The 15,254-nt window shown below is 60.9% G+C and carries 16 protein-coding genes; 9 read left to right on the top strand and 7 right to left on the bottom strand.

Features of this window, described 5'->3' with window-relative positions; genetic code table 11:
• Positions 1-44: 44 nt before the first annotated feature.
• Positions 45-1,181: an ABC transporter ATP-binding protein gene (locus ACYQ14_RS07315; protein ID WP_459886524.1), complete on the bottom strand. Its 1,137-nt coding sequence runs from the start codon at positions 1,179-1,181 to the stop codon at positions 45-47.
• A 314-nt stretch (positions 1,182-1,495) separates the two neighbouring features.
• Here ACYQ14_RS07315 and ACYQ14_RS07310 point away from each other — a divergent pair, with 314 nt between their 5' ends.
• The 3 genes from ACYQ14_RS07310 to ACYQ14_RS07300 are packed head-to-tail and all read left to right on the top strand — an operon-like array spanning position 1,496 to position 4,726.
• Complete coding sequence (locus ACYQ14_RS07310) at positions 1,496-2,704, top strand: extracellular solute-binding protein (RefSeq protein WP_459886521.1); 1,209 nt, start codon at positions 1,496-1,498, stop codon at positions 2,702-2,704.
• Positions 2,705-2,726: 22 nt separating this feature from the next.
• Positions 2,727-3,758, top strand: coding sequence for a carbohydrate ABC transporter permease (locus tag ACYQ14_RS07305; RefSeq protein ID WP_459886518.1), 1,032 nt, complete (start codon positions 2,727-2,729; stop codon positions 3,756-3,758).
• Positions 3,758-4,726, top strand: a complete 969-nt coding sequence (locus ACYQ14_RS07300; protein WP_459886515.1) for a sugar ABC transporter permease — start codon at positions 3,758-3,760, stop codon at positions 4,724-4,726. The genes ACYQ14_RS07305 and ACYQ14_RS07300 overlap by 1 nt, the downstream gene beginning before the upstream one ends.
• Before the next feature lie 374 nt (positions 4,727-5,100).
• On the opposite strand, the gene ACYQ14_RS07295 is transcribed toward ACYQ14_RS07300, so the two are convergent.
• Positions 5,101-6,339, bottom strand: coding sequence for a mandelate racemase/muconate lactonizing enzyme family protein (locus ACYQ14_RS07295; RefSeq protein ID WP_459886512.1), 1,239 nt, complete (start codon positions 6,337-6,339; stop codon positions 5,101-5,103).
• A gap of 119 nt (positions 6,340-6,458) precedes the next feature.
• Positions 6,459-7,526, bottom strand: coding sequence for a glucose 1-dehydrogenase (locus ACYQ14_RS07290; protein ID WP_459886510.1), 1,068 nt, complete (start codon positions 7,524-7,526; stop codon positions 6,459-6,461).
• A 147-nt stretch (positions 7,527-7,673) separates the two neighbouring features.
• Here ACYQ14_RS07290 and ACYQ14_RS07285 point away from each other — a divergent pair, with 147 nt between their 5' ends.
• The gene (locus ACYQ14_RS07285) at positions 7,674-8,030 is read left to right on the top strand and encodes a hypothetical protein (RefSeq protein WP_459886507.1); all 357 of its coding nucleotides are present in this window, start codon (positions 7,674-7,676) and stop codon (positions 8,028-8,030) included.
• A gap of 59 nt (positions 8,031-8,089) precedes the next feature.
• On the opposite strand, the gene ACYQ14_RS07280 is transcribed toward ACYQ14_RS07285, so the two are convergent.
• Positions 8,090-8,269 carry a hypothetical protein gene (locus ACYQ14_RS07280; protein ID WP_283834778.1) on the bottom strand — a complete coding sequence of 60 codons (180 nt, stop codon included), beginning with the start codon at positions 8,267-8,269 and terminating at the stop codon, positions 8,090-8,092.
• A 204-nt stretch (positions 8,270-8,473) separates the two neighbouring features.
• Here ACYQ14_RS07280 and ACYQ14_RS07275 point away from each other — a divergent pair, with 204 nt between their 5' ends.
• The 5 genes from ACYQ14_RS07275 to ACYQ14_RS07255 all read left to right on the top strand — a co-directional run bounded on the left by ACYQ14_RS07275 (position 8,474) and on the right by ACYQ14_RS07255 (position 10,739).
• Positions 8,474-8,752 carry a ubiquitin-like small modifier protein 1 gene (locus ACYQ14_RS07275; protein WP_283834777.1) on the top strand — a complete coding sequence of 93 codons (279 nt, stop codon included), beginning with the start codon at positions 8,474-8,476 and terminating at the stop codon, positions 8,750-8,752.
• A gap of 108 nt (positions 8,753-8,860) precedes the next feature.
• Complete coding sequence (locus ACYQ14_RS07270; protein ID WP_283834776.1) at positions 8,861-9,121, top strand: MoaD-like domain-containing protein; 261 nt, start codon at positions 8,861-8,863, stop codon at positions 9,119-9,121.
• On the top strand, positions 9,118-9,474 hold the full coding sequence (locus ACYQ14_RS07265) for a DUF8048 family protein (RefSeq protein ID WP_459890011.1): 357 nt from the start codon (positions 9,118-9,120) through the stop codon (positions 9,472-9,474). Before ACYQ14_RS07270 ends, ACYQ14_RS07265 begins: the two co-directional genes overlap by 4 nt.
• 312 nt (positions 9,475-9,786) lie before the next feature.
• Positions 9,787-10,590, top strand: coding sequence for an Lrp/AsnC family transcriptional regulator (locus ACYQ14_RS07260; protein WP_459890009.1), 804 nt, complete (start codon positions 9,787-9,789; stop codon positions 10,588-10,590).
• Entirely contained in the window at positions 10,590-10,739 is a 150-nt protein-coding gene (locus tag ACYQ14_RS07255) for a hypothetical protein (protein ID WP_283834774.1), read from the top strand. Before ACYQ14_RS07260 ends, ACYQ14_RS07255 begins: the two co-directional genes overlap by 1 nt.
• Positions 10,740-10,836: 97 nt before the next feature.
• Here ACYQ14_RS07255 and ACYQ14_RS07250 read toward each other — a convergent pair whose 3' ends face one another.
• From ACYQ14_RS07250 to ACYQ14_RS07240, 3 genes are all read right to left on the bottom strand, one after another.
• Complete coding sequence (locus ACYQ14_RS07250) at positions 10,837-12,762, bottom strand: aldehyde ferredoxin oxidoreductase family protein (protein ID WP_459886502.1); 1,926 nt, start codon at positions 12,760-12,762, stop codon at positions 10,837-10,839.
• A gap of 207 nt (positions 12,763-12,969) precedes the next feature.
• Positions 12,970-13,158: a DUF1328 family protein gene (locus ACYQ14_RS07245; protein WP_283834772.1), complete on the bottom strand. Its 189-nt coding sequence runs from the start codon at positions 13,156-13,158 to the stop codon at positions 12,970-12,972.
• Positions 13,159-13,359: 201 nt separating this feature from the next.
• Complete coding sequence (locus ACYQ14_RS07240; RefSeq protein WP_459886499.1) at positions 13,360-15,249, bottom strand: bacterio-opsin activator domain-containing protein; 1,890 nt, start codon at positions 15,247-15,249, stop codon at positions 13,360-13,362.
• Between the last annotated feature and the right edge of the window lie 5 nt (positions 15,250-15,254).

The raw sequence follows: 15,254 nt of genomic DNA, 5'->3' as shown, positions 1-15,254 counted from the left end.
GGCGAGAATTTCGTTTTGCAGTCGATCGCGCGGTTGTTTTCGGTTCAGGACGTTGCCATCGCCTGGGGCTCTTCGGTCGGCCCGAGAAGGTCGCGGCCGGTTTCCGGATCGAACAGGTGGATATCGTTTTCATCGAACGTGAGCGTCACGTTTTCACCCGGATGGGGCTCGATGGCGGGGTCGACGCGCGCGATAAATTCACCCGCAATATCGAGGTGCAGGAAGTTGTCGGAGCCGACCGGTTCGACGACCGAAACGCGTGCGGTGATCGAGTTCCACGAGTCGTCGGTGAACGCCACCTTCTCCGGACGGATCCCCAACGTGTATCGTTTCGCATCGAGGGAATCGACGTGTCGGTCCACGTACGCCGCCGAGAGTTCGAACTCGAACTCGCCCTCGAGACCCGTGAGGTGAACGGTGTCTCCCCGGGTGTCTGCCTCCACGTCGACGAAATTCATCGACGGCGAGCCGATGAAGCCGCCCACGAACTCGTTGGCGGGATTTTCGTAGACGTCAGTCGGCTTTCCAAGCTGTTGGAGCTCTCCGCCCTCGAGGATGACGATGCGGTCGCCCATCGTCATCGCCTCGTGCTGGTCGTGGGTGACGTAGACGGCCGTAATCCCGAGTTCGTTCTGGAGGCGCTGAATCTCCGCGCGCATCGTCGTTCGAAGCTTGGCGTCGAGGTTCGAAAGCGGCTCGTCGAAGAGAAACACGTCCGGTTCGCGGACGATCGCCCGCCCGAGCGCGACGCGTTGTTTCTGCCCGCCCGAGAGCTGGTCGGGTTTGTCCTCGAGCAACCCTTCGATGTCCATCATTTCGGCGGTTTCGACGACCTGTCGTTCCCGTTCGGCCTCGTTCATGTCGGTGCTCATCCGGAGCCCGAACGCCATGTTTTCGAAGACGGTCTTGTGCGGGTACAGCGCGTAGTTCTGGAACACCATCGCGACGTCGCGGTTTTTCGCGTGCACGTCCGTTACGTCCTCCCCGCCGATCGAGATCGTTCCCGATGTCGGTTCCTCAAGCCCCGCTAGCATCCGGAGCGTCGTCGTTTTTCCACACCCCGACGGTCCGACGACGGTGACGAACTCGCCGTCTTCGATCTCGAGGTTCAGGTCGTCGACGGCGACGACCGTTCCAACGTCGTACTCCTTTCGGAGCGATTCGACCCTGACTCGTGCCATTTGCCCACTGGTTCGTCGAGGGGGCGTAAAACCCTTTCCCAAAAATTGGAATGTAAGAGGTAATATTACAACATACAATCTCAAAACTCGAGATCCGCTGTTCGGATGGTGTGGGCGCTCAGCCAGGTATTTGAGCCGAAACACTCCGTATCCTCGGTCACCCATCTGTGTTCTACATAATTCTTCGATATACTCTATGTGGGCTATAGAAGGTCTGTAACGGCCTATTTCTCGTTCACGTCCCAGATAGCGTGACTTCGATCCTAACTACTAAATATGTGAAGATATAATACATCACTGTTTCCACCATGTCAATGGAACGCAGACAGCTACTTACGGGGATCGGCGGACTGGCAACGGTGAGTGTCGCTGGTTGTTTGAGTCGAATAACCGGGGGCGATCAGGGGACGACCGCCTGGTACGATTTCACCGAAGCGCAAGAAAACGCGTTCGAGGACTACCTCGAGGAGTTCAACGATGGCCGAGAGGACGAACTCAACGCCGAAGCGCCCGCGGAGATGGAAGAGGAACTCGAAACGGCACTTCCGGCCGAGCAGGGCCCGGAGACGTTTAACTGGGCCCACGACTGGATCGGTCAGTATCACGAACAGGAGTTCGTCTACGACGCGAGCGACGACCTCGAGATCGATCTCGAGGAAACGTATACCGAAAACGCGGTCGAAGCGGTCCAGTGGGAGGGTGCGATCTACGGACTGCCCTACGCCATCGAGACGGTTTCGCTGATGTACAACCCGGAGTATGTGGACGAACCACCGGAGACGCTCTCGGAGATGGTCGAGATCATGGAAGATCACCACGACCCCGAAAACAACCAGTACGGGCTCTCGATGCCCGCCGTCGATCCGTACTTCCCGAGCGCGTGGTTGCAAGCGTTCGGCGGCTTCCTCTTCGACGAAGAGACCGAAGAGCTCGGCATCGAAGACGACGAGTTCGTCGAGGGAATCGAACTCCTCGAGGACTCCATCTGGCCGTACGTTCCCGGCGATCCCGACTACGACAGTCAGGTGCCGGTTTTCAACGACGGAAACGCGCCGTTCGCGATCAACGGGCCGTGGGAGCTCGAGGGATTCCGAGACGCCGGCGTCGACGCCCAAGTGGCTCCGCTTCCCGACGTCGAGGGCGGCGAGCCGACGCCGTACACCGGCGTGCAGGTCTGGTACTTCACCTCCGAACTGGAAGCGGCCGATCAAGACGAACTCGAGACGACCGTCGAGTGGGCCGAGTGGTACACGACCAACGAGGAGGCGATCGTCGACAACGCGGAAATGCAGGGACTCATTCCCGTTCATCAGGACTACGCGGAAGGCGACGACGACCTCGGCGAGGACGTCGAAACCTTCGCTGAAACCGTCGAGATGGGGACGCCGCTTCCGACCCACCCGAAGTCCGACCAGATCTGGGACCCGCTCGAGGAGGGACTCGAACGAGTGTTCCATGGCGACGAAAGCGCCGACGAAGCGATGGAAACGGCCGCAGAAGACATTCGCGACCGCTGGGACTAACACGCGCTAACTGAGAGTATTCATGTCTTCGTCACTCATCCGTCGCGCTTCCGACCACGGACAGCGACGTCTGCCGTTCGACGTTCAGAACGTCGGCCTCGCCGGACTCTTGCTCGTCGCTCCCGGCGTCGTGTTGTTTCTCTCGTTCATGCTGTTCCCGATCGCGTTTCTCGTCTACCTCTCGTTTACCGACGCAACCCACGCCGGAACGGTCATCGGCGGCGAGGCCTCGGTCGTCGGCTTCGACAACTACGTCTCGCTGTTTACCGATCCGCAGTTCTGGCGCTCGTTCGGGATCACGTGGCTGTTTCTCTCCATCAGTCTCGCCATCAAAGTCGTGCTCGGGATCGGCATCGCGATGGTCCTGACCCACGCTCGAGTTGTCGGCAAACGATACATGCGTGCGCTCGTGATCGTCCCGATGGGATTTCCGGCAATCTTCGTGATCACCGTCTGGGACGGCATGTTCAGTGGTGCCCGATACGGCCCGCTGAATCAGTTGGTCGCAACGTACAACTCCGTTGTTTCGGGAATCGTCGGGGCGCTTGACAGTCTCCTGTTCTTCGTGGCGCTTTCCGCTCCGGATATCTTGCTTGCCGATATCCCGATAAGTTGGCTCAGTGGCCGCTGGAGCGCCTTTTTCGCGTACATTACGACCGAAGTGTGGCTGGCGTACCCGTTCATGGTCATCATCATCGTCAGCGCGTTACAGGACGTGCCGATGGATCTCCACGACGCGGCGAAAGTCGACGGTGCGGGCTACATTCACCGATTCTTCCACGTCACGCTGCCGTCAATCAAGCGGCCGGTGCTGTTCGCGTCCATCTTGACCGCCGCGACCTCGTTCCAGCAGTTCCTGATCCCGTTCATCTTCAACCGCGGCGGCCCGTCGCGACAGAATGAACTGCTGATCCTCTACGGCTATCGTGAAGCAATCGACCTGAACGAGTACGCGTTCGCCTCGGCGATCATGGTCACCGCCATCGCGTTCATTGGGATGTTCATGTGGCTCGCCGTCAAGAAAGGAAAACTCGCGGAGGGAATCGATTCCTAATGAGCCTTCTCAATCGCTACACCAGTTCCGTCGGTCGATGGACCGTTCGCAAACTAACCTGGCCGCGACGCGTCGCCGAGTCGGCGCGGACGACCGTCGAACAGGTACGAACCGGCCGCCGATCCGTCACCGATGTCGCGAAGACGGGACTCGGCACGGCGGGTGCGTTCGCGATGATGATCGTCCTGTTGTTCCCGGTCTACTGGGTGTTCGCCGCGTCGCTCTCGCAGGGAGCCGGGTTGATGAGCACCGACGGCATCTTCGCCGATCCGACGACGTACAACCTCGACGCCTACCGGTGGGTGCTCTTCGAGTCGAACTTCGCACACGCGCTCGGAAACAGCATCATCGTCGTCTCGATCACCGTCGCCGTCTCGATGTCGGTGATCATCCCCGGCGCGTACGCGCTTTCGCGCCGGAAGTTCCTCGGTCGGCGTGGGGTTCTCTACGGCTACGTCCTGTTCACGCAGGTTGGCGCGGGGCTATCGATCGCGACGCTGATCGCGCTCTACGCCCTGTTCGTCAACTTCGGGTTGGACAACAACCTCCTCGTGCTCGGCGTGTTCTACGCCGCGGGGGCGATCCCGTTCAACACCTGGTTGCTCAAGACATTCATGGACAACATCCCGGTCTCCTACGAGGAAGCGGCGGTTATCGACGGCGCGAGCCAGTTACAGGTTATCCGCGAGGTGATCCTCCCGCTGTCGAAACCCGGTATCGCCGTCGTGCTGGTCTTTACGTTCCTCGCGGGCTGGAACGAGTTCATCATCGCCCAGACGCTGCTTCAGTCCCACAACTACACGCTCTCGGTCGAACTCTACTCGCTCATCGCGGGCGGGAGCTACGAAACGCCGTGGACGGAGTTCTCGGCCTTTGCCATCCTGTTCGCACTGCCCGTCGCGGTCATCTACTTCCTCGCACAGAGCTACGTCGAAAGCGGGCTCTCCTTCGGCGGGATGGAAGGCTAATCGCCGTTCTTTCTGTTTTTCGGCCCGCGTACGCACGGAGGAGCGAGGCGTTCTCCTCGAGTCGGTGGGCCCCTCGATTTTCGCGTCTATCTTTTCGAATCGAGGGTACGTGGAGGATCGAAAAACCGACCGAAGAAAACCGATGTCGCGGACAGACTCTCTGTTGCTATGGAGTTGGCGTTTGATCCGAACGTGGTCTCAATACGTTTCGAACCGCCGTCTCGAGTCTCACCCTCGTCGAAAACGCTGAACAGCTCTCAGCGAGCGTGACGCGGCTTATGCCTCGTCAGACCCGTGAATCGGAGATTCACGAGTCCGATTTCACTTCTCTCAATCGAACAGCGCAAATCAGAGATTTGCTGGCTTGACGAAGCTCACGCTTCGTCAAAGAGCTCTTCGCCCTCGACCATCCGTTCCTCGACGACGTCCATGTCGAGGGTCAGGCCGAGACCCGGCTTCTCGGGAATCTCGATCGAGCCGTCCTCGATGACGTCCTCCTCGACCAAGTCCTCCCACCAGCCGAGTTCGTAGCTGTGGTACTCGACGGCGAGCGAGTTCGGAATCGCCGCGCCGACGTGGGCCGAGGCCATCGTCGCGACGGGTGAGGCGACGTTGTGCATCGCGACCGGGATGTAGTACATGTCCGCCAGATCCGCGATCTTTCTGGTCTCGCGCATCCCGCCAACTTTCGGCATGTCGGGGGCGATGATGTCGACGGACTGCTTTTCGATGAGCTGGCGCTGGCCGTGCTTGCGGTAGACGTTCTCGCCGACGGTGATCGGCGTCGTCGTCGACTGGGTGACCTCCCGCTGGACGTCGTGGTTCTCCGGCGGGACGGGGTCCTCGAGCCACCAGATGTCGTACTCCTCCAAGGCCGTCGCGAGTCGTTTCGCGCTGTCGGCGGAGAAAGTCCAGTGACAGTCGAAGGCCACGTCGGCGCGGCTGCCGACGCGTTCGGTGATGGCTTCGACGATCGAAACCTTGTGGTCGATCTCGGGGCCGCGAAGGTGGCGGTTGGCCCGATCTTTCTCGTGGCCGCTCGGCACGTCGAGGTCGAATTTGAGCGCGTCGTAGCCCAGCTCCTCGACGACGCGTTCGGCTTCGTCGGCACAGGCGATCGGATCGGCTTCGTCTTCGGTGTGACAGTCGCAGTAAACGCGAACCTCGTCGCGGTACTTTCCGCCCAGCAGCTGATAGGCCGGGATCTCGAGGATCTTGCCCGCCAGATCGTGAAGGGCGACTTCGATGCCCGAAATGGCGGTGACGGTGACGCCACCGATCGAGCCCTCGCCCGACATCTTCTGGACGAGGTGCTCGGTCAGGCGGTCGATATCGAGCGGGTTCTCGCCCTGCAGGAACGGCTTCATTCGCTCGATGAGTTCGGGCGCGCCCGCGCCCCAGTAGGCTTCGCCGGTGCCGACGATGCCGGCGTCTGTGTAGATGCGGACCAGCGTCCACGGGAAGTTACCGTCGACCATCGTGGTCTGGATGTCCGTGATTTCGACGTCCCGGCCGCCCCCGCGCTCGCGCGTGACGTTCATTGTCTCCGAGGACAGTTCCCGCATCGTGTACTCGGCGTTCGGATCGTGTAGCTGTGAGTAATCGACTCCCATGACTAATGAGTTACTCGTATCATAGTAATGTTTTTCTATCCTGTGAATACATTTCGCAGTCGGACTCGTTCGGTTCGTGTTTTCGTACCAGCGAGCCGGTAAATAGTCCTTGTGCCTGATCAGAGCGTATCGAACTCGACCGCCGTTTTGATCACCGACTCGTCCTGTTCGAAGGCCCGGTCGAAGTTCTCGAGGTCGTAGACGCCGGTTACGAGGTCGTCGGTGACCCACTCCGGAACTGATGAGAGGGTATCGACGGCGGCCTCGAAGTGTCCACGATGGGAGTTAACCGTCCCGACGAGTGCCTTGTTGTGGAGGACGAGCTCCCGGTGGAGTTTCCCGCCGTCGATTTCGAACGACCAGTCGTCGGGGACGCCAACCAGCGCGCCGACGCCGTTTGGCGCGAGCGCGTCGACCGTTTCGAAGGGGTGTTTCGCGTAGCCCGTCGCCTCGTAAACGAGGTCCATCGGCTCGTGAACGTCCGGAATCTCGGAAACGGGCGTTTCTCGAGAGTCGACGTACGTCGCCCCGAGATCCTCGATCAATTCGATCGAGGGATCCGGCCGATCGCGCTTTCCGAGACAGTACGTTCGATCGATCTCGAGGACCTTCTCGAACATCGCGAGGGTGACGAGCCCAAGCGAGCCGTTTCCGAGGACGATCGCGGATTCGGGCTCCCAGTGGACCGTCGAGCGGGCCGCCTGGGCGTGCTCGAGAGCCTTCTCGGTGATGCTGATCGGTTCGACCAGAAAGCCAAGCGGTTCGAGGTCACGGGGGATCGAGACGAGCGTCTCGGCTGGGCTGGTGAAGTACTCCGCCATGAACCCGTGTTCGCCGACGATGCCGCGCTCGAGGTAGGCACCCTCGGGAGCCATATCGGGTTCGCCGCGTTCGAAGAACTCGTTGGTCCCGTTGGGCGGTCGACGCACCGTCGGGACGACGACGTCGCCTTCTTCGAAATCGGTTCCGTTCGGGTCCTCGACGACGCCGACCGCCTCGTGTCCGAGCACGAGTCGGTCGCTCCCGTCGGGGAGTTCACCGTGCGCGCCGCGGATGACCTCGTGGTCGGTGCCGTCGACGCCGACGCGAAGCGTTCTAACGAGCGCCTCGCCGACCGCCGGCTCGGGAATCGGCTTCTCGATGACGGTGGGATCGCCGGCGCCTGGTTCGACTGCGATCGCTTTCATTGCTCGAACACAGACGACGCTCAACAATAAATTTACCTGGTCGCGAGTAAATACTCTCGGAGTGTTGCCGGGCGACGGACGACGATCGAGGGCGCGGTCGAATCGCCCAGTCCAAGCGTTCAATGTTCCCGGCTGGATAGCACTACTATGACCCATATCGTCTCGCGCGAGGTCCGGACACTCGTAACGCTCCACGAAGGGACCGACACGACCGCCCGCGACGAAGCGACGGACGAAATCGCCGGGGCGCTCGAGTCGCTGGCCGAATCGGAGACAACCGGAGGGATCGACTGGAACGGTCTCGATGCCGAGGTGTACGAACATCCTGCGGCACCGTTCGACCCGTACACGATCGTGATATCGTTTCGTCTTTTCGTCAGTGTCGATGCGGAGTCCGCACGAGCGGCGGAAGAAGTTGGTGCGAGGAGAATCGAGACGATCGTCGAGAACGCTGGTTTCGAATCCGTCTCATATCCGTCGCCAGCAATTGTAAGCGAGGAGTAACGAACCGATGCTCTTCGGCGAGCACGCCGGGGGATGGCGGTACTTCCCTGCGGGACGGCTCAGTTCCAGAGTTTCGTCGCGTCGACGACAGCGAGTCCATCGTCATCTTCGACTTCACAGATACGGACGACGAGATGCGCCTTACAATAGTACTCGACGGTCTCGATTCCGGTATCGTTGTTCCGGACGATGAGCTGACACGCATCCTCTTTCGAGCAGTTCGTGGAACGCTCGCACATACCTGTTGAGAGGAGATAATCCGCTCGTCAATAAGTTGTTGTCGGTGGTCTCCCCCCGTCATTTATCAGGGGTCAGATACCGCGTGGTCACGACGTGGACCTCGTGCGACGAACACTCGTGGTCAAGCCCTCCGAGTGGCGGCCACACGCTCACGCGGCGGTCGTACCGCCCGAACTTATGGTTACAGCCGACAAGGGACCGACATGGAACTCGAGCTTCGATTCTTCGCGACCTTTCGAGAGGCCGTCGGCGAAAAAGAGCGACGCCGGACAGTCGAAGACGGTGCCTCCGTCGGCGACGTTCTCGGCGCTCTCGAGGACGAGTACGACGGACTCGAAGAGCAGTTACTCGAGAACGGTTCGATCCGACCGCAGCTAAGCGTGCTGAAAAACGGCCGCGATGTCGTTCACATGGAGGGGCCGGAGACGCCCCTCGAAGACGGGGATCGACTCTCCGTCTTTCCGCCAGTTGCGGGCGGGTAATCCGTCGAATCGCCGGCACTTTTTTCGAGCCGATGTTCGCGGGTCCGGCCTCGAGTGCAGTTTCGCCGACGAAGATGGCTTTATTCGGCTGCTGACCGAAGACCGACTATGACACGGCGTATCGAGCGCTCCTTTCGAGGGATTTCCGAACGGCTCGCGATCCGATATCTGACGAATCTGGGGGGCGAACGGGTCGACGACGAGACGGTCGAGAGCGAGCGGTGGTCGGCGTCGATCACCTCGGAGACGGTCGAGATCGGTCCGTCGCTGACGCTCACCGAGGTGACCGTCGTCTTCGAAGGAGAGGACGATCATCTCGAATCGCTCGTCGAGGAGTTCGCGCAGAAAGCAATGCGGGCGGGTGGCTGATGGCGGATCCGATCGAGGGACAGATTCTGGTTCTCGCCGCGGCGAAAGCCAGCGTTCCCCCGACTCGGCTCCCCGCGCTCGTCGACCGGGCACAGGAACGACTCGAGTCGGATATCGCACGGTATCGACGCGAGTACGAGACCGTCTTCGAGGACGACGACCGCTGTGCGTTCCTCGTCGAGTGGGGCCACTGGGAGGAACTCGGCGAGCGGTTCGACTGGGACCGTCGCGAGACGTCGGCGGTTCGTCGCGCGCACGAAGAACAACTCCAGCGGATCGGGAGACGACAGGATCGCCTCTCGGAGTTCGAGGCGGCACTCGAGATCCGAGATCCACTGATTATCGGGACCTAAAGTGGACGATTCTCCGACTCGAGTGGTAGGTCGTCTCGAGGAGCCGAAATCGCGTCCAAGCTCTTGATCAGTCGTATTCTCATACGCGATTTCTGTTGTGATTCTAAACAGTGTCGAGGCAAAAGAGCGAAATCTGTTATGCAAGCGGGCGTGCTGTTCGGACGTTGGCAGGTCAGCGTAGAACATATATTTGTATCGGTAGAATTTTCGCTTCCTGAGCTATTCGAACTGAGAGTACGGTTTGAATAATCCGGGGAGTATTTATTGTTCGATCGTGAAAGCCAACTGAGTGACCAATGAGGGTGAGCCGCTATCGCTAATCAGCGCCCCGATTCGGGATACCGTCTCGACGAGATCGATCGACGGATAATCCACGCGCTGATGGCCGACGCGCGCAACACGTCCGCGCCCATGATCGCCGAGGAGGTCAGCGTCTCTCCGGCGACGATCCGCAATCGGATCGATCAACTCGAGAGCCACGGCATCATCCGCGGCTACCACACGTCGGTCGATTTCGAGTCCGCCGAGGGCGGGTTGACGACGCTCTTTCAGTGCAACGTTCCGGTCGAAAACCGCGAATCGGTCGCTCAGAAAGTGAGCGCGATTCCCGGCGTCATCAACGTTCGAAAACTGATGACCGGGCGACGAAACCTCCACGTCGTCGCCGTCGGCGCGGACACGAAGTCCCTCGAGCGGATCGGGCGCGCGCTGTCCGAACTCGGCGCCGAAATCGAAGACGAGGATCTCGTTCAGGACGAACTTTCGCGTCCGTACGCGCCGTACGGCCCCGACGAAACGACGGCAGAACCGACGCCGATGGATGTGATTAGCCTGACCGGAGACGCCAACGTCGTCGAAGTCACCGTCGGCTCCGAATCCGAAATACGCGGTTACACGCTCGAGGAGGCCGGAAACAACGGTGTCCTCCCGGACGACCTTCTCGTCGTCGCCATCGAGCGGGACGGTACCGTGCTAACTCCTCGCGGCGAGACGACGATTCGCTCGGACGACGTCGTGACCGTCCTTTCGCGGGACGGCATCGACGACCGAACGCTCGATAGTTTCCAAAAGCCCGCGACCGAGTTCGGCCGAGAGCCGGACCCAATCGATCCGTAATGGTTCTCAAAGACGTTCTCACGGAACTGCTGACGGACGACGACCCACACTATGAGTGTCGAAACTGCGGGACGACGCTGGATGAAGAACGCGACGTCTGTCCGAACTGCGATTCGACCGAAATCGCCACGTACGAATTTAAGAAGTAATCGCGGCTGATTTTTCGCTTCCCTCACTGTCGTCGACGCCCGAAGCTTTGCTGTCGCCAAAATCGAGCGATCGAGTTCCCTTCGCCGGTGGCGGCGATCAGTCGTCGCCGGTGGCAGTCGCACCGCCGCTCGAATCCACGCCGGTTCCGGGGCCGATATCGATCTCGAGTTCCTCGAGTTTCTCGTCCGGCACGACGCCGTCGACCCAGCCGCGGTGGTCGTAGTACTCGTCTTTCATCTCCTCGAGCTCACAGAACTCGCCCTCGCTCGCACCCTGTCCGGCGATGCCCTCCTCGCCCTCGAGGAACCGGGCTGGCAGGGAGTCGTCTGCGCCATCGAATCCGGCGAGGTTGTTGTAGTACCGCTCTAAGTTGTAGATCCGTTCGCCGGCCTCGAGCAGGTCGTCCTCGGTGAACTCAAGTCCGGTCATACCGTTGTACTGGAGGACGTACTCCTCGATCCCTTCGGCGAAAGCGTTGAACTTGCAGATGTCGAAGCTGTCGGAGATGGCGTGGAGATCCTGGAAGGCGGCGGTCAGTTCGCCCTTTCCTTCGTACTCGTAGGGATCGACCTTCTCCGGCACGCCGAGGATTTCGGCTGCGGGCGTGTATGCACGAAGGTGACATGCGCCGCGATTCGAGGTGGCGTAGGCGATGCCCATTCCCTTCATACAGCGCGGGTCGTACGCCGCGATAGTCTGGCCCTTGACGGCCAGGGAGTTCTCGTGTGCGTCTTTGCGGTCCGCGACTCGGCGCGGCCCTTCTGCGAGCAGATCCGCGAGGTCGTCCTCGCGAGCGGCGATCCGCTCGATCATGTCGATCATCGTCTCGGAGTCGCCCCAGTCGAGGCCTTCCTCGAGTTTGCCCTGCTCGCTCATCTCCATGGCCATCGCCATCATGTTCCCGACCTCGATGGTGTCGATGCCCATATCGTTACAGCGTTCGATCATGAGCGCGATCTCGTCCCGGTCGGTGTGTCCTGAGTTCGGGCCGAGCGCGTAGGCCGACTCGTACTCGTAGGACTCGGTCGTCACGTTCATCTCCTCGCCCTTGTGCATCGTCTGGACCTCGACTTCCTTCTTGCAGGCGACAGGACAGGAGTGACAGGTCGGTTCGTCGACGAGGATATTCTCGCGGACGTTCTCGCCGGAGACGCGCTCGGCATCGATGTCGACGCCCTCGGCCTCGGTCATACTCTCCGTGGAGGTGTACACCCCGTTTTTCGTCGGGAGGCCGTCCATCTCTTCCGTGATGTTCATCAGGACGTTCGTGCCGTACAGCGAGAGGCCGCCCTCGTTGGGCGCAGTTACCTCGGATTCGGTGATCGCGGCCATCGCCTGTTGATGGCCCTCCTTGAACGTCTCCTGGTCGGCGGGCTGGGGCATCTTCGTCGTCGACTTGACGACGACCGCTTTGAGGTTCTTCGAGCCCATGACGCAGCCGGTTCCCCCTCGACCCGACGCTCTGTCGTCCTCGTTGACGATGCAGGCGTACTTGACCCCGTTTTCGCCGCCTGGACCGATCGCCATTATCGAGAGGTTCTTGCCGTACGCTCCGTCGATCTCCTCCTCGATGGTGTCTCGAGTCTCATGGACGCCGTTCCCCCAGAGGTGGGAGGCGTCTCGAAGCTCGACCTCGCCGTCCTCGATGTACGCGTAGACTGGCTCGTCGGCCTGGCCCTCGAACAGCAGGCCGTCGAAGCCGGCCCACTTGAGCCGCGCTCCCGACCAGCCGCCGTGGTGGCTGTCGGTGACGGTCCCGGTCAGCGGCGATTTCGTACAGACCGCGATCCGGCCGCTCATCGTCACCTGGGTCCCCGAAAGTGGCCCGTTCATGAACGCGAGGAGGTTCTCCGGACCAAGCGGGTCGACGTCCGGTCCCTGTTCGAAGACGTACTTCACCCCCAGCCCGCGGGCACCGATATACTTCTTCGCGTCCTCGTCGTCGATCGACTCGTAGCCGACCGACTCCTCCCCGAGGTCGATGCGTGCGACGTTGTCGTGGAAGCCGCCAATATCTGTCATGGTAAATGCTCACTATTATCTTCGTCCTCCGTCGTGTTAGTCCTTCCCGACGGGAGGTAACCAAATTTAGTTACGCCGGCTGTCGCGGACCAATCAATACGGGCTCAAAATACACGCCTTTCCGTGGCTCGAGTGCAACGAGCGCGGTGGCAAGTTCTGCGCATTCGTAACCGATTGTGTGCACATTCCAACCGGCTAACTATCGGCTCACAAAAGGAGCGCGACGATCGCGAGAATGATGAAGATCAACACGAAGATCCGTGCAATCTCCATCGAAATTCCGGCGACACCGCGAGCACCGACCGCGGCTGCAACGATTGCGAGGACGAAGAAGACGACCGCCCAGTACAGAAAGCCACCGTCACCGATTTGTAGCGGAGTCGCGAGTTCCAGCATACGCCGAGCTATCACGACGGTGCATATAAACGCCGACGACCGTCCGGGACCGTTCCGAGTGCTAAGTTCAGACTACAGGCGAGTAAGCTGGGGTTCAATCCGCCGCTGACGGCGTTTCAGCCGTACTGTCGGCTGTCCCTCTGTGAAGCGTCTTGCACCCGCGGGGCGACGAGAATTGTGAACGACGTACTGCCGACAGGATCAGTCGTCACCGAAGAACGCTCGACAGAGTTTCGCCTCCGCGTTGCGTAAGTGTTCGTGAAACGTCGGTCGCGAGACGCCGAGCGATTCGGCGAGTTCCTCGCCCGTAGCGGGTCGCGGCCACTCGAAATAGCCGCCCAGGTACGCCCGTTGAATCGCCGCGAACTGGCGCTCGGTAAGCTCCTCCTCGAGACGAGCGGCGAACTCTTGTCGCGTTTCCCCACCTGGCTCCCTGTGCTGGAACGAGATGACATCAGTGCCGTCGTAGCGGTCCTCGATCGCCTCGATGACGGACCGCACGTCCGCGGATCGGGGAATCTCGAGTGTGAGTCGTGCCCGCCCGTTCTCCGCGGAAATCGCCTGTGTCCTGACACCGCGTTCGGAAAGCCAGGTAACGACGTTCTCTTCGGTCGAGAGCTCGACCAGACATTCGTCGTCACGTTCGACCAGTATCGATAGGTCGACGCCGTCGAGAGCTGTTGTGGCTTCTGCTATCGCCGCTGATACGTCCGTGCTGTCGTCCGACGACGGCACAGTTGCGGTGAACAACGAGGCAGTTTCCGCTCCCGTTCGGTGAACCGAGCGCCGATACTCGAGTCGACAGTTCGTCGCCCGCGAGACGGCGACGGGTGCGGCCGACGCGTCGGTGAGTTCGAGGTCGACGGCCACGACGGCGTCTGTCGCGAGCATTCGACTGGTTTCGCGAGCGTTAACACCGCTGGCGACGGCGCGAGCGAGCGCGGAGAGGATAACGGTCTCCCGGTCGGTGATGTCTCGCTCGGTTCCCGTCCGGACGGTAAGGACCCCGTATTCGATATCATTGTAAAACAACGGGAACGCCGCCCGGGTCGATCCGCCGATCGTGTCGATCGAAACCGCGGCGGTCTCGAGCGTTTCGGTTGCCGGGTGTCCGTCGAGTTCGTCGGGAGCGTCCGGTGACCGACCGGCAGCAGTCCGAACGTCGACGGTGCGAGTTTCGGGGTTTCGCTCGCCGATCCAGGCGCCGTCGTAGGCGGACTCCGCAACAATGCGATCGCAGACGGCGGCCTCCAGTTCGCTCCGGGTCGACGATCCCGCGACCACGTCGGTGACATCCTGAATCAACCCTTCGACGCGCTCGAGGGTGTACTCGAGCTCCTCGGTTCGTCGCTCGGCCTCGAGTTCGGCCTCTTTGCGGGCGGTAATATCGTTCTGGAAGCCGACGTAGTTGGTGAGCTCGCCGCGGCCGTCGTAGACCGGCGCGATCGTGACCTCGTTCCAGAATTCGGTACCGTCTTTGCGGTAGTTCTTGAGCTCGACGGTCACCGGCCGTTCGTCGTCGATGGCGGCTCGCATCTCCTCGACGGCGTGGGGGTCCGAATCCGGCCCCTGAAGAACTCTGCAGTTCCGTCCGACGATGTCTTCGAACTCGTACCCAGATAGGTCCTGATAGGTGTCGTTAACGTACACCAACGGATTGTCCTCGAGCGACGGATCGGAGATCGCCACACCCACCGGTGCCTCGTTGACCGCACGAGCTTTGACGGCCCTGTCGTTCGTCGAGCTGTTGGCATCCTCTGTTTGCTGGAAGATGAGCGTCGCCCCATCGACGTCCCGATGAATACGCACGTCGTAGCCATCGTCCTCGAGTTCGACCTCCCGAACCGTCCCGGCCGTCGTTTCGTCGATCTCCGCTCGAAGTGTGGCCCACCGTCCCTCGAGGGTGGCGTCTGTGGCTTCTTCCTCCCCGTCGCCCGTGAGGCTGAACTCCTCGTAAGCGGCTTCGTTCGCGTACGTAATCTCTCCGTCTGCAACCGTCACCACCGGATCGACCATCTGCTCGAGCGCGACGGTCGCGTTCGACATCGAGTCGGACTCTTGATCCGTCGACTCCGTGTCGGACGTATCCATGTCCC

This window comes from Halostagnicola bangensis (assembly GCF_054653435.1).
This window is presented reverse-complemented; position numbering and strand designations above follow the sequence as displayed.

Excerpts from the sequence above, each read along its gene's own strand:
- ACYQ14_RS07315 (WP_459886524.1), bottom strand. The coding sequence starts at position 1,181 with ATGGCACGAGTCAGGGTCGAATCGCTCCGAAAGGAGTACGACGTTGGA.
- ACYQ14_RS07310 (WP_459886521.1), top strand. The coding sequence starts at position 1,496 with ATGGAACGCAGACAGCTACTTACGGGGATCGGCGGACTGGCAACGGTG.
- ACYQ14_RS07305 (WP_459886518.1), top strand. The coding sequence starts at position 2,727 with ATGTCTTCGTCACTCATCCGTCGCGCTTCCGACCACGGACAGCGACGT.
- ACYQ14_RS07300 (WP_459886515.1), top strand. The coding sequence starts at position 3,758 with ATGAGCCTTCTCAATCGCTACACCAGTTCCGTCGGTCGATGGACCGTT.
- ACYQ14_RS07295 (WP_459886512.1), bottom strand. The coding sequence starts at position 6,339 with ATGGGAGTCGATTACTCACAGCTACACGATCCGAACGCCGAGTACACG.
- ACYQ14_RS07290 (WP_459886510.1), bottom strand. The coding sequence starts at position 7,526 with ATGAAAGCGATCGCAGTCGAACCAGGCGCCGGCGATCCCACCGTCATC.
- ACYQ14_RS07285 (WP_459886507.1), top strand. The coding sequence starts at position 7,674 with ATGACCCATATCGTCTCGCGCGAGGTCCGGACACTCGTAACGCTCCAC.
- ACYQ14_RS07280 (WP_283834778.1), bottom strand. The coding sequence starts at position 8,269 with ATGTGCGAGCGTTCCACGAACTGCTCGAAAGAGGATGCGTGTCAGCTC.
- ACYQ14_RS07275 (WP_283834777.1), top strand. The coding sequence starts at position 8,474 with ATGGAACTCGAGCTTCGATTCTTCGCGACCTTTCGAGAGGCCGTCGGC.
- ACYQ14_RS07270 (WP_283834776.1), top strand. The coding sequence starts at position 8,861 with ATGACACGGCGTATCGAGCGCTCCTTTCGAGGGATTTCCGAACGGCTC.
- ACYQ14_RS07255 (WP_283834774.1), top strand. The coding sequence starts at position 10,590 with ATGGTTCTCAAAGACGTTCTCACGGAACTGCTGACGGACGACGACCCA.
- ACYQ14_RS07250 (WP_459886502.1), bottom strand. The coding sequence starts at position 12,762 with ATGACAGATATTGGCGGCTTCCACGACAACGTCGCACGCATCGACCTC.
- ACYQ14_RS07245 (WP_283834772.1), bottom strand. The coding sequence starts at position 13,158 with ATGCTGGAACTCGCGACTCCGCTACAAATCGGTGACGGTGGCTTTCTG.
- ACYQ14_RS07240 (WP_459886499.1), bottom strand. The coding sequence starts at position 15,249 with ATGGATACGTCCGACACGGAGTCGACGGATCAAGAGTCCGACTCGATG.